This window comes from Serratia sp. NGAS9 (genome assembly GCF_009905295.1).
GTDB lineage: Bacteria > Pseudomonadota > Gammaproteobacteria > Enterobacterales > Enterobacteriaceae > Serratia > Serratia bockelmannii.
In genome coordinates this window covers 292,998-307,151 of the sequence record NZ_CP047605.1, presented here as the reverse complement: position 1 = coordinate 307,151, position 14,154 = coordinate 292,998, and the positions used below count along the sequence as shown (strand labels likewise).

At 62.0% G+C, this 14,154-nt stretch carries 15 protein-coding genes and 1 riboswitch; of the genes, 9 read left to right on the top strand and 6 right to left on the bottom strand.

The window, feature by feature from the left end; all coding sequences use genetic code 11:
• The first annotated feature begins 35 nt into the window (after nucleotides 1-35).
• Together purH and purD are read left to right on the top strand one after the other, a co-directional pair.
• Nucleotides 36-1,625: a bifunctional phosphoribosylaminoimidazolecarboxamide formyltransferase/IMP cyclohydrolase gene (gene purH, locus GUC32_RS01405; protein ID WP_089180508.1), complete on the top strand. Its 1,590-nt coding sequence runs from the start codon at nucleotides 36-38 to the stop codon at nucleotides 1,623-1,625.
• 48 nt (nucleotides 1,626-1,673) lie between these two features.
• Nucleotides 1,674-2,957 carry a phosphoribosylamine--glycine ligase gene (purD, locus tag GUC32_RS01400; protein WP_015376331.1) on the top strand — a complete coding sequence of 428 codons (1,284 nt, stop codon included), beginning with the start codon at nucleotides 1,674-1,676 and terminating at the stop codon, nucleotides 2,955-2,957.
• 49 nt (nucleotides 2,958-3,006) lie between these two features.
• Here purD and GUC32_RS01395 read toward each other — a convergent pair whose 3' ends face one another.
• The 6 genes from GUC32_RS01395 to nudC all read right to left on the bottom strand — a co-directional run bounded on the left by GUC32_RS01395 (nucleotide 3,007) and on the right by nudC (nucleotide 7,382).
• Complete coding sequence (locus GUC32_RS01395; protein WP_080271274.1) at nucleotides 3,007-3,678, bottom strand: DUF1481 domain-containing protein; 672 nt, start codon at nucleotides 3,676-3,678, stop codon at nucleotides 3,007-3,009.
• A gap of 36 nt (nucleotides 3,679-3,714) precedes the next feature.
• Nucleotides 3,715-3,987, bottom strand: a complete 273-nt coding sequence (gene hupA / locus GUC32_RS01390; protein WP_004929874.1) for a nucleoid-associated protein HU-alpha — start codon at nucleotides 3,985-3,987, stop codon at nucleotides 3,715-3,717.
• 189 nt (nucleotides 3,988-4,176) lie between these two features.
• Entirely contained in the window at nucleotides 4,177-4,767 is a 591-nt protein-coding gene (locus tag GUC32_RS01385) for a YjaG family protein (RefSeq protein WP_025304951.1), read from the bottom strand.
• Between the two features lie 48 nt (nucleotides 4,768-4,815).
• Entirely contained in the window at nucleotides 4,816-5,502 is a 687-nt protein-coding gene (gene nfi / locus GUC32_RS01380) for a deoxyribonuclease V (protein ID WP_127147041.1), read from the bottom strand.
• Nucleotides 5,503-5,511: 9 nt separating this feature from the next.
• Nucleotides 5,512-6,576, bottom strand: coding sequence for a uroporphyrinogen decarboxylase (gene hemE, locus GUC32_RS01375; protein WP_369435505.1), 1,065 nt, complete (start codon nucleotides 6,574-6,576; stop codon nucleotides 5,512-5,514).
• 38 nt (nucleotides 6,577-6,614) lie between these two features.
• Nucleotides 6,615-7,382, bottom strand: coding sequence for an NAD(+) diphosphatase (gene nudC / locus GUC32_RS01370; RefSeq protein ID WP_025304948.1), 768 nt, complete (start codon nucleotides 7,380-7,382; stop codon nucleotides 6,615-6,617).
• 101 nt (nucleotides 7,383-7,483) lie between these two features.
• On the opposite strand from nudC, the gene GUC32_RS01365 reads away from it, so the two are divergent.
• From GUC32_RS01365 to thiH, 7 genes are all read left to right on the top strand, one after another.
• The gene (locus tag GUC32_RS01365) at nucleotides 7,484-7,987 is read left to right on the top strand and encodes an Rsd/AlgQ family anti-sigma factor (protein ID WP_016929420.1); all 504 of its coding nucleotides are present in this window, start codon (nucleotides 7,484-7,486) and stop codon (nucleotides 7,985-7,987) included.
• 39 nt (nucleotides 7,988-8,026) lie between these two features.
• Nucleotides 8,027-8,151: riboswitch (TPP riboswitch) on the top strand.
• A 114-nt stretch (nucleotides 8,152-8,265) separates the two neighbouring features.
• Entirely contained in the window at nucleotides 8,266-10,209 is a 1,944-nt protein-coding gene (gene thiC / locus GUC32_RS01360) for a phosphomethylpyrimidine synthase ThiC (protein ID WP_369435504.1), read from the top strand.
• The gene (gene thiE / locus GUC32_RS01355; RefSeq protein WP_049206077.1) at nucleotides 10,202-10,852 is read left to right on the top strand and encodes a thiamine phosphate synthase; all 651 of its coding nucleotides are present in this window, start codon (nucleotides 10,202-10,204) and stop codon (nucleotides 10,850-10,852) included. Before thiC ends, thiE begins: the two co-directional genes overlap by 8 nt.
• A complete protein-coding gene (locus tag GUC32_RS01350) occupies nucleotides 10,845-11,594 on the top strand; it encodes a HesA/MoeB/ThiF family protein (RefSeq protein ID WP_004929883.1) in 750 nt (249 codons plus the stop codon). The genes thiE and GUC32_RS01350 overlap by 8 nt, the downstream gene beginning before the upstream one ends.
• The gene (thiS, locus tag GUC32_RS01345) at nucleotides 11,591-11,791 is read left to right on the top strand and encodes a sulfur carrier protein ThiS (protein WP_016929423.1); all 201 of its coding nucleotides are present in this window, start codon (nucleotides 11,591-11,593) and stop codon (nucleotides 11,789-11,791) included. Before GUC32_RS01350 ends, thiS begins: the two co-directional genes overlap by 4 nt.
• Nucleotide 11,792: 1 nt before the next feature.
• Nucleotides 11,793-12,572 carry a thiazole synthase gene (locus GUC32_RS01340; protein ID WP_033652706.1) on the top strand — a complete coding sequence of 260 codons (780 nt, stop codon included), beginning with the start codon at nucleotides 11,793-11,795 and terminating at the stop codon, nucleotides 12,570-12,572.
• A complete protein-coding gene (thiH, locus tag GUC32_RS01335) occupies nucleotides 12,572-13,705 on the top strand; it encodes a 2-iminoacetate synthase ThiH (protein WP_043143695.1) in 1,134 nt (377 codons plus the stop codon). Before GUC32_RS01340 ends, thiH begins: the two co-directional genes overlap by 1 nt.
• Nucleotides 13,706-14,154: the final 449 nt, after the last annotated feature.

Here is a 14,154-nt window from a genome sequence, read left to right as displayed (position 1 = left end):
TCTTTAATTGCGACTCAAAGCCAAGGGATAAAACCATGCAACAACCTCGTCCAATCCGCCGGGCCCTGCTCAGCGTGTCTGACAAAGCCGGTATCGTTGAATTCGCCGAAGCGCTTTCCCAGCGCGGCGTTGAACTGCTCTCCACCGGCGGCACCGCCCGCCTGCTGGCAGACGCCGGTCTGCCCGTTACCGAAGTTTCCGACTACACCGGCTTCCCGGAGATGATGGACGGACGAGTTAAGACCCTGCACCCGAAAGTTCACGGCGGTATCCTCGGCCGCCGCGGCCAGGACGACGCGGTCATGAATCAGCATGACATCCAGCCTATCGACATGGTGGTCGTCAATCTGTACCCGTTCGCCCAAACCGTGGCGCGCCCAGATTGCTCGCTGGAAGACGCGGTCGAAAATATCGATATCGGCGGCCCGACCATGGTGCGCTCCGCCGCCAAGAACCATAAAGACGTCGCCATCGTCGTGAAGAGCAGCGACTACGCCGCCATCATTACCGAGATGGACAACAACGACGGCTCGCTGCGCTATGCCACCCGCTTCGATCTCGCCATCAAAGCCTTCGAACACACCGCCGCCTACGACAGCATGATCGCCAACTACTTCGGCGCGCTGGTGCCGGCGTACCACGGCGAGACCGAACAGCCGTCCGGCCACTTCCCGCGAACCCTGAACCTCAACTACATCAAGAAGCAGGATATGCGTTACGGTGAGAACAGCCACCAGCAGGCCGCCTTCTATATAGAAGAAGAGGTAAAGGAAGCGTCCGTCGCGACCGCCGAGCAGCTGCAGGGCAAAGCGCTGTCCTATAACAACATCGCCGATACCGACGCCGCGCTGGAATGCGTGAAAGAGTTCGCCGAACCGGCCTGCGTGATCGTCAAGCACGCCAACCCTTGCGGCGTGGCGATCGGCGACGACATCCTGGCCGCCTACGAGCGCGCTTACCAAACCGACCCGACTTCCGCCTTCGGCGGCATCATCGCCTTTAACCGCGAGCTGGACGCCGCCACCGCGCAGGCGATCATCAGCCGCCAGTTCGTGGAAGTGATCATCGCGCCAAACGTCACCCAGGAAGCGCGCTCCCTGCTGGCCGCCAAACAGAACGTGCGCGTGCTGGCCTGCGGCCAGTGGCAGCAACGCGTGGCGGGGCTGGACTTCAAGCGCGTCAACGGCGGGCTGCTGGTGCAGGATCGCGATCTCGGCATGGTGACCGCCGCCGATCTGCGCGTGGTATCCGAGCGCCAGCCGACCGAGCAGGAACTGCGTGACGCGCTGTTCTGCTGGAAAGTGGCCAAGTTCGTGAAATCCAACGCCATCGTTTATGCACGTGACAATATGACCATCGGCATAGGCGCCGGCCAGATGAGCCGCGTTTACTCCGCCAAGATCGCCGGTATCAAAGCGAGCGACGAAGGGCTGGAGGTGAAAGGATCCGCCATGGCCTCCGACGCCTTCTTCCCGTTCCGCGACGGCATCGATGCCGCAGCGGCAGTCGGCATCACCTGCGTGATCCAGCCGGGCGGCTCAATCCGCGACGACGAAGTGATCGCCGCCGCCAATGAACACGGCATCGCGATGATCTTCACCGACATGCGTCACTTCCGCCATTAATTCCTTTTGCCGCGTGCGCTCCGGCGCACGCCATTCGTGGAGCCCCTGATGAACATTTTGATTATCGGCAACGGCGGGCGCGAGCACGCGCTGGCCTGGAAAGCCGCCCAGTCTCCGCTGGCGGACAAAGTCTACGTTGCGCCGGGCAACGCCGGCACCGCGCTGGAAGCCAATCTGGAGAACGTGGCGATCGCCGCCACAGATATCCCTGCCCTGGTCGCGTTCGCCCAGAGCCATGACATCGGTCTGACCATCGTCGGGCCGGAAGCGCCGCTGGTGATCGGCGTAGTCGACGCCTTCCAGGCCGCCGGTCTGAAAATCTTCGGCCCGTCGCAGGCCGCCGCGCAGCTCGAAGGCTCTAAAGCCTTCACCAAGGATTTCCTGGCGCGCCACCGCATCCCGACCGCCGAATATGAAAACTTTACCGAGGTGGAGCCGGCACTCGCCTATGTGCGCCGCAAAGGCGCACCGATCGTCATCAAAGCCGATGGCCTGGCCGCCGGTAAAGGCGTGATCGTCGCGATGACGCTGCAGGAGGCGGAAGAAGCCGTGCGTGACATGCTGGCCGGCAACGCCTTCGGCGACGCCGGTCATCGCATCGTAGTGGAAGAGTTCCTCGACGGCGAAGAAGCCAGCTTCATCGTGATGGTCGATGGCGAGAACGTGGTGCCGATGGCCACCAGCCAGGACCACAAACGCGTCGGCGACGGCGACACCGGCCCGAACACCGGCGGTATGGGCGCCTACTCTCCGGCGCCAGTTGTGACCGACGAAATCCACCAGCGCGCCATGGACCAGGTGATCTGGCCGACGGTGCGCGGCATGGCGGCGGAAGGCAATACCTACGTCGGCTTCCTGTATGCCGGCCTGATGATCTCCGCCGACGGCCAGCCGAAGGTGATCGAATTCAACTGCCGTTTTGGCGATCCGGAAACTCAGCCGATCATGCTGCGCCTGCGCTCCGATCTGGTGGAGCTGTGCCTGGCGGGTGCCGAAGGCCGCCTGAACGAGAAAAGCTCTGACTGGGACGAACGCCCTGCGCTCGGCGTGGTGCTGGCGGCCGGCGGTTATCCGGGTGATTATCGCAACGGCGAGGTGATCCAGGGGTTACCGCAGCAGGAAAGCGCCGACGGTAAGGTCTTCCACGCCGGTACGCGCCTGCAGGGCGATGACGTCGTCACCAGCGGCGGCCGCGTGCTGTGCGTGACGGCGCTGGGCGACACCGTGGCGCAGGCGCAGCAACGCGCCTATCAGCTGGCGGAAGGCATTCAGTGGCCGGGCAGCTTCTGCCGCAAAGATATCGGTTATCGCGCGATTGCGCGCGGCAAGTGATTTGACCTGATAAGGTCATGACAAGAGGCTCCGCGGCGCGGGGCCTTTTTTATAGCTGGTCTTCTTTCGGTTCCCAGCTGCAGAAGTCGTCGTTCGCCACCAGCAGCAGTTCACTGCCTTCCGGCGCTTCCAACCAGGCGACACTCACCGGCCGGCTGCTGCTGCGGGCGCGTTTTTCGATCCAGCCGATGGCGGTGGCATCCAACCCGGGTTTTAAGCGCTGGCCGTCGCAGGTTTGCACCTCGCCCTGCATCCAACGCCCCTGCAGTAATTTGACCTTGCCGGCGCGCAGCGCATTGCTGACCTCGAGGATACGTCGCGCCTGATATTGGTACAGTGCTATCTCATCGCTGGTCAGCGGTTCGCGGCGTGTCGCCAGCTGGCGCTGCATAAAGCTCACCGTGCCGTCGTCGGCAAAGCGCAGTTGAATGGAGTCTCGATCGCCGTCGGCATCGTTGCGTTTGATTTGGCGCAGCACGTCGCCCTGATAGGTGTACAACGTAGTGATGGTGCCCGGCCCCCGGTAGGGACTATAGACACTGACCAGCACCTGCGGACGATGTTGCTCATCGTCTTTACGCCACAGGCGTATCACGCCCTGATCGGCCACAAAGCCGCTGGCGGTAAAGCTGGGAATATCGGAATGGAAACTGCAGGCGCTCAGACCGAGGGCGATGCCGGCGGCCATGAGCACCCGACGAGTAAACAAAAGGGGCGCCATCGCCCCTCTGTTTAATCTTTTCACCGAGGCGCGGTCTTATTTAACAGCGTCTTTCAGTGCTTTGCCAGAAACGAACGCAGGCACGTTGGCTGCTGCGATTTTGATTTCTTTGCCAGTCTGTGGGTTGCGGCCAGTGCGCTCGCTACGATGGTTTACTTTGAAAGTACCGAAGCCAACCAATTGTACTGCATCACCTTCTTTCAGAGACTCAGTAATAGCAGCCAGGGTGGATTCCAGAGCCAGTTTAGCTTGTGCTTTGGAAAGGTCAGCCTTGTCCGCGATTACATCAATCAGTTGAGTCTTGTTCATAAGTTATCCTTACAGTGTGTTTATCGTTTGCAAAGCATCGAGTGCGACGGATATGCCGATTGACAGCACTCTCCTGCATACACGCACCGATAGCCACTTTTTTTACGCCCCCCAAATGTAGACCAGACAGGGTGCGGATGTGAAGCCTTAAGGCATGACAAATCAGGCGTTAAATCACGTTTTGCTGCCTTATTGCGCTAAATTTATCCCGATGTTGCTGACACCGGCCTCTCGCAGGTCGGATCGCAGCCCCTTGATCAGGTCTATATCGCGCTCTTCACAGGCGTCCAACAGGCGGAAAATTTCCCATTGAATGTCCCATTCTTCCTCTACCGCAGGCAAACTGCCCAACTCTTCGTCGGTCATTTCCTTACCGGCTTGAGTCATTTCCAACATCGCCACGGTGCGAATCGATGTTTCGCTGATGGCGATGGCGTGCTCCAGCGTCTCCCCGCCGAGCCGCGAATGGATCAGTTCCCCTAATGCGATACAGGCATCAATTGCCGGGTAAACGCCGTAAAGATCGTAATCTTCCGCCGACGGAATCGCCTCTTCCAACTTCTCGAGCTGGCTGTCGAAGTTGACCTTGGCGTCCTTCACCACCAGCGTTTCCCACACCAAATCCAGAATGCGGCGATAAACCGCCGGATCGCCGAACTCGGTCTGTTTGCAGAACATCTGGTAATTCGGGTACATACGCTCGCACAAACTGGCCATAAAGGTCAAATGTTGCCAAGCCTCGTGCCGTTCCAGACGTAAATGAATCGGGTTACGTAGCATGCTTTACTCTCTTACGCGTTATCTGCGGCGCAGTGTACCCGAAATCGCTCATGGCGACACCTCCGGATGCTGCTGCAACCAACGCTGAAACGCCGGACGGCGCGACGCGATGGCATCAGCCCAACGGGTCGGCTCCGGCAAACGGTAGCCCGCCATGCAGCGTTGCACCCACGCCAGCGCGCTGTCGGCGCCCACGCGGTGACCGGTAGAGATGAACAGCGGGTTGCAGCGCGTCTTGCTGCGCCATACCCAGCCCAGCTGTTCACCCTTATCTTCCAACGGCGCCAGCGCACCGACGGCGGCCTCCAGCGGTGCGAATTTGCCGCACAAGCGCTTCTTGGCCACGCCGATGGTCGGCACATCGACCAGCAGGCCGAAATGGCTGGCGACGCCGAGACGCCGCGGATGCGAAATGCCATGCCCATCGACGAAGATCAGCCCCGGCTTTTGCCGCAGCTGTGCCCAGGCGGCCAACAGCGCCGGGTATTCGCGAAACGACAGGAAGCCCGGGATATAAGGCATGACGGTGGCGATACGCGCCACCTGATACTCCACCAGCTCCAGCGACGGATAGCGCAGGATGGCGATGGCGGCACGCGTCACCGCCCCCTCCTGCTCGAAGCCCACGTCGGCGCCGGCGATGAAGGCCGGCGGGTCGGCCGGCAGATCGTCGTAGCGAATGACTTCAGCCGCGCGCCGCAGCTGTTCGGCGCGCAGGGCCTGCATATCGATCACATCGAATCCTTAACGGTGGTATTTCGCCGACTGCGCGTGCACCGCCTCGACGAAGGCGCCGGCGTGCTCAGGCGGCACATCCTGATGGATGCCGTGGCCCAGGTTGAACACATGGCCGTTGCCGTGGCCGAAACCGGCCAGAATGGTCTCCACTTCTTCCGCGATGCGCGTCGGGGAAGCATAAAGCATCGACGGATCCATGTTGCCCTGCAGCGCCACTTTATCGCCCACGCGCCGACGCGCGTCGGCGATGTCGGTGGTCCAATCCAGCCCCAGCGCATCGCAGCCGGTGGCGGCCATCGCCTCCAGCCACTGCCCGCCGCCTTTGGTGAACAGCGTCACCGGCACGCGGCGGCCGTCATTTTCACGCAGCAGCCCGTCGACGATCTTGTGCATGTAGTGCAACGAGAACTCGCGGTAATCGCGCCCGGTCAACACGCCGCCCCAGGTGTCGAACACCATCACCGACTGCGCGCCGGCCTTGATCTGGGCGTTGAGGTACAGGATCACGCTGTCCGCCAGCTTGTCCAGCAACAGGTGCAGCGTGGCCGGTTCGGCATACATCATCTTTTTCAGCTTGGTGAAGGCCTTGCTGCTGCCGCCTTCAACCATATAGGTAGCCAACGTCCACGGGCTGCCGGAGAAGCCGATCAGCGGCACTTCGCCCTTCAGCTCGCGGCGGATGGTACGCACCGCGTTCATCACATAGCCCAACTCCACTTCCGGATCGAACACCGGCAGTTTGTCGACGTCAGCACGGCAGGTGACCGGTGAGCTGAAACGCGGGCCTTCGCCGGCTTCAAAGTACAGGCCGAGCCCCATGGCGTCGGGAATGGTGAGAATGTCGGAGAACAGGATGGCGGCGTCCAGCGCATAGCGGCGCAGCGGCTGCAGTGTAACCTCGCAGGCCAGCTCCGCGTTCTTGCACAGCGACATGAAATCACCGGCCTGGGCGCGGGTCGCCTTGTACTCCGGTAAATAACGACCGGCCTGGCGCATCATCCATACGGGGGTCACATCCACCGGCTGGCGCAACAGCGCGCGCAGGTAGCGATCGTTCTTCAACTCAGTCATTTATGGGGCTCCCTTAATAATCTGCCGGCCATTGTACATTATTCTGCCCGGCACAGCGCCACGGTGTCCTCAATCAACCGGCGCGCCACGGTGCCGGGCGGCGGCAACAGCGGCAGTTGGTCGTAGCGATACCAGCCGGCGTTGAGCAGCTCCTTGGGATCGTGACGAAGGTCGCCCTGATGGTAATCGGCCATAAAGGCCATCATCAGCGAGTGCGGGAACGGCCAGGGTTGTGAGGTGACGTAGCGCAGGTTCTTGATTTCGATATTGCTCTCTTCCATCACTTCGCGCGCTACCGCCTGTTCCAGCGTTTCGCCCACCTCGACGAAGCCGGCCAGCACCGTATGGATGCCGCCGCGATGGCGCACGTGTTGCGCCAGCAGGATCTGATCGTCGCGCCGAATGGCGACGATCACGCAGGGCGCAATCTGCGGGTAGTACCGCTCTTTGCAGTGGCCGCACAGGCAGGCGCTTTCGGAGCGGCTGAGGTGCATCTCATGGCCGCAGTAGCCGCAATAGCGATGAGAGCGGTAGAAATCCGCCAACTGAACGCCGCGCCCGGCAAGCTGGAACAGACCGCGATCCTGATCCAACAGCTGACGCACCGATCCCATCTCCCGCGGCATCGCCTGGCGTACCAGCCAGACCGGCGCGCCCTCCCATTCACCGATGGTGCGCGCCATGTGGCCCTGCAGCCCGAGGGCGGCGGCCGTCCCCGACGGTAATTCACCGTTCGGTAACCAAAGTTTGCTTTCATGGCTGACGATCCACCAGCCGTTTTCATTGCCCGTTAATGCAAGTTCCATATCGTTGTTGCACAACCTCAGCTTCACTGGCACTCTACAAATCGGCTTTGTTACATTTTAATAACTTACCGGTTACTTTTGTTACTTACACGGAGTCAAACATGCTCAACCGTTTGGAAAGGCTGACTCAGCGCGTTGGCGGTAGTAATGAATTAGTTGATCAATGGCTTCAGGCCCGCAAACAGTTGCTGGTCGCCTACTGCACGCTGGTAGGCCTCAAACCGAATAAAGAAAAGCATACGCCGCTGAATGAAAAAGCGCTGGAGAACTTTTGCCACAACCTGGTGGATTACCTCTCCGCAGGGCATTTTCATATCTATGACAGAATTATCAAACAAGTGGAAGGCGCAGCCAGTCCGAAAATGTCGCTGGCGGTGAACATCTATCCCAAGCTGTGGGCCAATACTGAACAGATCATGGCGTTCCACGATCGCTATACCGAAGTGGATATCGATCAGGAGGTTTGTCTGGAATTCCACCAGGCCTTGTCGGATATCGGCGAAACGCTGGCGGCGCGCTTTGCGCTGGAAGATAAGCTGATCCAGTTGGAAGCAGAAGCCGCGCAGCAACCGCTGCCGGACCAGACGCTGGATCCGGCGCGTTAAAATTTTATAGTTTTTTTTCATATCCCTCCTATACTGGGGGGCATCTTGTCGGAGTGCCTAGCGCCTGATTTGTTCATCGAATCAGCCAGGCTGAGACCGTTAATTCGGGATCCGCGGAACCTGATCGGGTTAATACCCGCGAAGGGAACAAGAGTAATCTATCGCCACAGGCACGGCCTCCCCCTTGCGGGCGCCCTGCCTTATCGGCCACCATCATTACTCCCTCCGAGCTCCAGACAAGCAACTTTCCCAACCCAACACACTGGTAGGAACTTGCTATGTCTAACATTAATCCACCGCGCGCCCGTAAAGCGCAACGCGAAGCCGCCCAGCAGTTTATCGACACGCTGCAAGGCATGGCTTTCCCAAACTCACGCCGCATCTACCTACAGGGCTCGCGCCGCGATATCCAGGTGCCGATGCGCGAAATTGAGCTCAGTCCGACCCTGGTCGGCGGCAGCAAAGATAGCCCGCAGTATGAACAGAACGAGGCGATCCCGGTATATGACACCGCGGGCCCCTACGGCGATCCGCAGGCCGAGCTCGATGTGCACGCCGGCCTGGCCAAGCTGCGCGCCGGCTGGATCGACGCGCGCGGCGATACTGCGACCCTGAGCGGCGCCAGTTCCGGCTTCACCCAACAGCGGCTGGCGGACGAGGGGCTGGATCACCTGCGCTTCGAACATCTGCCGCTGCCGCGCAAGGCGTTGCCGGGCAAGTGCGTGACCCAGCTGCACTATGCCCGCGCCGGCATCGTCACCCCGGAGATGGAGTTTATCGCCATCCGTGAAAACATGGGGCGCGAGCGCATTCGCGGCGAGGTGCTGCGCCACCAGCATCCGGGCCAGGGCTGGGGCGCCAACCTGCCGGACAACATCACGCCGGAGTTCGTGCGCCAGGAAGTGGCCGCCGGCCGCGCCATCATTCCTGCCAACATCAATCACCCGGAGGCGGAGCCGATGATCATCGGCCGCAATTTCCTGGTGAAGGTGAACGCCAATATCGGCAACTCGGCGGTCACGTCGTCGATCGAAGAAGAGGTGGAGAAGCTGGTGTGGGCCACCCGCTGGGGCGCAGACACCGTGATGGATCTCTCCACCGGCCGCTATATTCACGAAACCCGCGAGTGGATCCTGCGCAACAGCCCGGTGCCCATCGGCACCGTGCCTATCTACCAGGCGCTGGAGAAGGTCAACGGCGTGGCGGAAAACCTCACCTGGGCGATGTTCCGCGATACGCTGCTGGAACAGGCGGAACAAGGGGTCGATTACTTCACCATCCACGCCGGCGTGCTGCTGCGCTATGTGCCGATGACCGCCAAACGCCTGACCGGCATCGTGTCGCGCGGTGGCTCGATCATGGCCAAATGGTGCCTGTCGCACCATCAGGAAAACTTCCTCTATCAGCATTTCCGTGAAATCTGCGAGATCTGCGCCGCCTACGACGTTTCGCTGTCGCTCGGCGACGGCCTGCGCCCCGGCTCGATTCAGGACGCCAACGACGAAGCCCAGTTCGCCGAGCTGCATACGCTGGGCGAGCTGACCAAAATCGCCTGGGAATACGACGTGCAGGTGATGATCGAAGGCCCGGGCCATGTGCCGATGCAGATGATCCGCCGCAATATGACCGAAGAGCTGGAACACTGCCACGAAGCGCCGTTCTACACCCTCGGCCCGCTGACCACCGATATCGCCCCGGGCTATGACCATTTCACCTCCGGCATCGGCGCGGCGATGATCGGCTGGTTCGGCTGTGCCATGCTGTGTTACGTCACGCCGAAAGAGCACCTCGGCCTGCCGAACAAAGAAGACGTCAAACAGGGCCTGATCACCTACAAGATCGCCGCCCACGCCGCCGATCTGGCCAAGGGCCATCCGGGCGCGCAGATCCGCGATAACGCCATGTCCAAGGCGCGTTTCGAATTTCGCTGGGAAGATCAGTTCAATCTGGCGCTCGATCCGGCCACCGCGCGCGCCTATCACGACGAAACCCTGCCGCAGGAATCCGGCAAGGTCGCCCACTTCTGCTCAATGTGCGGGCCGAAATTCTGCTCGATGAAGATTTCGCAGGAGGTGCGCGACTACGCCGCCGCCCAGGAGACCGCCAAGCCGATCGAAGTGCAGCTGACCGGCATGGATAAAATGTCCGCCGAATTCCGTGCCCGCGGCAGCGAGCTGTATCACAGCGCCGGCACCCTGCAAGAGGAGACAAACAATGACTGATATCACGACCCCCTTCCCGGCAACGCCCCACAAGCTGGGACTCTACCCGGTCGTCGACAGCGTGGAATGGATCGCTCGCCTGCTGGAGGCCGGCGTTACCACGATCCAGCTGCGCATCAAGGATTTGCCTGACGAGCAGGTCGAAGAGGATATCGCCGCCGCCATCGCGCTGGGCCAGCGTTATCAGGCGCGCCTGTTCATCAACGACTACTGGCGGCTGGCGATCAAGCATGGCGCCTACGGCGTGCATCTGGGCCAGGAAGATCTCGATACCACCGATCTGGCTGCCATTCACCGCGCCGGGTTGCGGCTCGGCGTGTCCACCCATGACGACGCCGAACTGGCGCGCGCGCTGGCGGTGAAACCGTCCTACATCGCGCTGGGGCACATCTTCCCGACCCAAACCAAAGACATGCCTTCGGCGCCGCAGGGGCTGACGGAGTTGAAACGCCACATCGCCGGCCTGGCGGATTACCCGACGGTGGCGATCGGCGGGATCAGTATCGATCGCGTACCGGCAGTGCTGGCGTGCGGCGTCGGCAGCGTGGCGGTGGTCAGCGCCATCACCCAGGCGCCGGATTGGCGCGCGGCGACGGCCGAGCTGCTGCGGCTGATCGAAGGCGAGGGGTCGAGCGATGCTTAACGATCAGGAATTCCTGCGCTACAGCCGCCAGCTGCTGCTGGAGGACGTCGGCCCGGAAGGCCAGGAGAAACTCAAGCGCGCCACGGTGTTGATCGTCGGTTTGGGCGGGCTCGGTTCCCCGGCTTCGTTGTACCTGGCCGCCGCCGGCGTCGGCACGCTGCTGCTGGCCGACGACGACCAGCTGCACGTTACCAACCTGCAGCGGCAAATCCTCTACCGCAGCGCCGATACCGCCACCGGTAAGGCGGCGCTGGCGCAACGCCACCTGCAGGCGCTGAACCCGTTGGTGGAATCCATCCCGCTGGCGCAACGGCTACAGGGGCAAGCGCTGCGCGACGCGGTCGCCCGCGCCGATCTGGTGCTGGACTGCTGCGACAATATGGCGACCCGTCATGAGGTCAATGCCGCCTGCATCGCCGCCGCCAAGCCGCTGATCAGCGGCAGCGCGGTCGGTTTCAGCGGCCAGCTGCTGGTGCTCGAGCCGCCCTATGCGCACGGCTGCTACGCCTGCCTGTATCCGGAGCAGGAAGAACCGCAGCGCAACTGCCGCACTGCCGGGGTACTCGGCCCGGTGGTCGGCGTAATCGGCACCCTGCAAGCGCTGGAGGCCATCAAGATGCTGGCCGGCATGCCTTCCTCCCTCAGCGGGAAACTGCGGCTGTTCGACGGTAAGCAGCAGAGCTGGAGCACGCTGCAACTGAGCCAGGCCCGCGCCTGCCCGGTATGCGGAGGCGCAGCATGAAAATCCGGCTGAACGACCAACCGCTTGAGCTGGCGCAGCCGCTCAGCGTCGCCGCCCTGCTGACCCAGTTGGAACGCCACCAGCCGGGCACCGCGCTGGCGATCAACCAAACCATCATTCCACGCGCCGACTGGGCCGATCATCAGGTGCAGGACGGTGACGACATTTTGCTGTTTCAAGCGATCGCCGGAGGCTGACATGCTGAAAATCGCCGATACCACTTTTACCTCGCGCCTGTTCACCGGCACCGGCAAGTTCGCCACCCCGGCGTTGATGCTGGAGGCACTGGCGGCCTCCGGCTCACAGCTGGTGACCATGGCCATGAAGCGCGTCGATCTGCGCGGCGGCAACGACGCCATTTTGGCGCCGCTGCAGCAGTTGGGCGTCAGGCTGTTGCCCAACACCTCCGGCGCCAAAACGGCCGCCGAGGCGGTGTTCGCCGCCCGGCTGGCGCGTGAAGCGCTCGGCACCCACTGGGTGAAGCTGGAGATCCATCCCGATGTGAAATACCTGCTGCCTGATCCGATAGAAACGCTGAAAGCGGCGGAAACGCTGGTGAAAGACGGTTTTGTGGTGCTGCCCTACTGCGGCGCCGATCCGGTGCTGTGCAAACGGCTGGAAGAGGTGGGCTGTGCGGCGGTGATGCCGCTCGGTGCGCCTATCGGCTCCAACCGCGGTCTGCGCACCCGTGACTTCCTCGAAATCATCATCGAGCAAGCCAAGGTGCCGGTGGTGGTAGACGCCGGCATCGGCGCGCCAAGCCACGCGCTGGAGGCGATGGAGCTGGGTGCCGACGCGGTGCTGGTGAATACCGCCATTGCCGTGGCGCGCGATCCGGTGCAGATGGCACGGGCGTTTCGCCTGGCGCTGGAGGCCGGCGAGCTGGCACGCAGCGCCGGATTAGGCTCCAGCCAGCGCGGCGCGGTCGCGTCCAGCCCGCTGACCGCTTTTCTCAGCCAGCCAGAGGAGGCGCAATGATGGCCGACGATTTCAGTAGCCGCTGGCAACAGCTGGATTGGGACGACATTACGCTGCGCATCAACGGCAAAACTACGCGCGACGTAGAGCACGCGTTGAACGCCGACAAGCTGACGCGCGACGACTTTATGGCGCTGATCTCCCCCGCCGCCGCGCCGTATCTGGAACCGCTGGCGCAGCGCGCACAGCAGCTGACCCGCCAGCGGTTCGGTAACGTCGTCGGCTTCTATGTGCCGCTGTATCTCTCTAACCTGTGCGCCAACGACTGCACCTACTGCGGCTTTTCGATGAGCAACCGCATCAAGCGCAAAACGCTGGATGCGGCGGAGATCGCACGCGAGTGCGAAGCCATCAAGGCGCTGGGGTTCGAACATCTGTTGCTGGTCACCGGCGAACATCAGACCAAGGTTGGCATGGACTATTTCCGCCAGCACATCCCGACGATCCGCCGGCACTTCAGCTCGCTGATGATGGAAGTGCAGCCGCTGGCGCAGGAGGAATACGCCGAACTGAAAACGCTGGGCCTGGACGGCGTGCTGGTGTACCAGGAAACCTACCATCCGGCCACCTATCTGCAGCACCACCTGCGCGGCCAGAAGCAGGATTTCCATTGGCGCCTGGCCACGCCGGATCGCCTGGGGCGCGCCGGGATCGACAAGATCGGCCTCGGCGCATTGATCGGTCTGTCCAACAGTTGGCGCACCGACTGCTACCTGCTGGCGGAACATCTGTTCTACCTGCAGCAAACCTACTGGCAGAGCCGCTACTCGATCTCGTTCCCGCGTCTGCGCCCCTGCGCCGGTGGCATTGAACCGGCGTCGATCATGAGCGAGCCTCAGCTGGTGCAGCTGATCTGCGCCTTCCGGCTGTTCGCGCCAGACGTTGAGCTGTCGCTGTCTACCCGGGAGTCGCCTTACTTCCGCGATCATATGATCCCGGTGGCGATCAACAGCGTCAGCGCCGGATCCAAGACGCAGCCCGGCGGCTATGCCGATGACGTACCGCCGGAGCTGGAACAGTTCGAACCGCACGACGGCCGCACGCCGCAGCAGGTCGCCGAGGCCATCAGCCACGCCGGGCTGCAGCCGGTGTGGAAAGACTGGGACGGTTATCTGGGACGCGGCGCGCAATAAACAGCAACGTTTGCCGCCGTGTGAAGAAAACGCTGGAGCGGCCGCGCAATGCCGAACGGCAGCGCTGGCGCCGGCAAACGCGCCGACTATAGTGGCCTTGCCGACCGCCAAACCCGGCGTCGGCCGGGGCCGTCACCCTCTCGATGGCCCCGCCTTATCCCATCCCGGATCGCGCCGGAGATCCTCTTGCGCGACTCCGGCCCTCGTCCGCGGCAACGCGCATATGCCGTATCGCGGCCTGTAAGGGCGTACGGATAGGTTGTCTTGTCGGTTAATGGGCTGTCAGAAAGATGCGATATCTGCGTTCGGTATTCACTTAGGAGTGATATTCATAGGGCGCTATTGCGGCAGAACAGTGAGGAACGAGGAAAAAAGAAGATACAGCGACGAAGAGAGGTTCGAATGGTCATCCCCGATGCAGCCAATAGCCCTGGTGTTGACCGCAGATT

Bases quoted from the DNA above. Each gene is read 5' to 3' on its own strand.
- GUC32_RS01340 (WP_033652706.1), top strand. From the start codon at position 11,793: ATGCTGAAAATCGCCGATACCACTTTTACCTCGCGCCTGTTCACCGGC.
- thiS (WP_016929423.1), top strand. From the start codon at position 11,591: ATGAAAATCCGGCTGAACGACCAACCGCTTGAGCTGGCGCAGCCGCTC.
- GUC32_RS01395 (WP_080271274.1), bottom strand. From the start codon at position 3,678: ATGGCGCCCCTTTTGTTTACTCGTCGGGTGCTCATGGCCGCCGGCATC.
- purH (WP_089180508.1), top strand. From the start codon at position 36: ATGCAACAACCTCGTCCAATCCGCCGGGCCCTGCTCAGCGTGTCTGAC.
- thiE (WP_049206077.1), top strand. From the start codon at position 10,202: ATGACTGATATCACGACCCCCTTCCCGGCAACGCCCCACAAGCTGGGA.
- GUC32_RS01365 (WP_016929420.1), top strand. From the start codon at position 7,484: ATGCTCAACCGTTTGGAAAGGCTGACTCAGCGCGTTGGCGGTAGTAAT.
- hemE (WP_369435505.1), bottom strand. From the start codon at position 6,576: ATGACTGAGTTGAAGAACGATCGCTACCTGCGCGCGCTGTTGCGCCAG.
- purD (WP_015376331.1), top strand. From the start codon at position 1,674: ATGAACATTTTGATTATCGGCAACGGCGGGCGCGAGCACGCGCTGGCC.
- hupA (WP_004929874.1), bottom strand. From the start codon at position 3,987: ATGAACAAGACTCAACTGATTGATGTAATCGCGGACAAGGCTGACCTT.
- thiH (WP_043143695.1), top strand. From the start codon at position 12,572: ATGGCCGACGATTTCAGTAGCCGCTGGCAACAGCTGGATTGGGACGAC.
- thiC (WP_369435504.1), top strand. From the start codon at position 8,266: ATGTCTAACATTAATCCACCGCGCGCCCGTAAAGCGCAACGCGAAGCC.
- nudC (WP_025304948.1), bottom strand. From the start codon at position 7,382: ATGGAACTTGCATTAACGGGCAATGAAAACGGCTGGTGGATCGTCAGC.
- GUC32_RS01385 (WP_025304951.1), bottom strand. From the start codon at position 4,767: ATGCTACGTAACCCGATTCATTTACGTCTGGAACGGCACGAGGCTTGG.
- GUC32_RS01350 (WP_004929883.1), top strand. From the start codon at position 10,845: ATGCTTAACGATCAGGAATTCCTGCGCTACAGCCGCCAGCTGCTGCTG.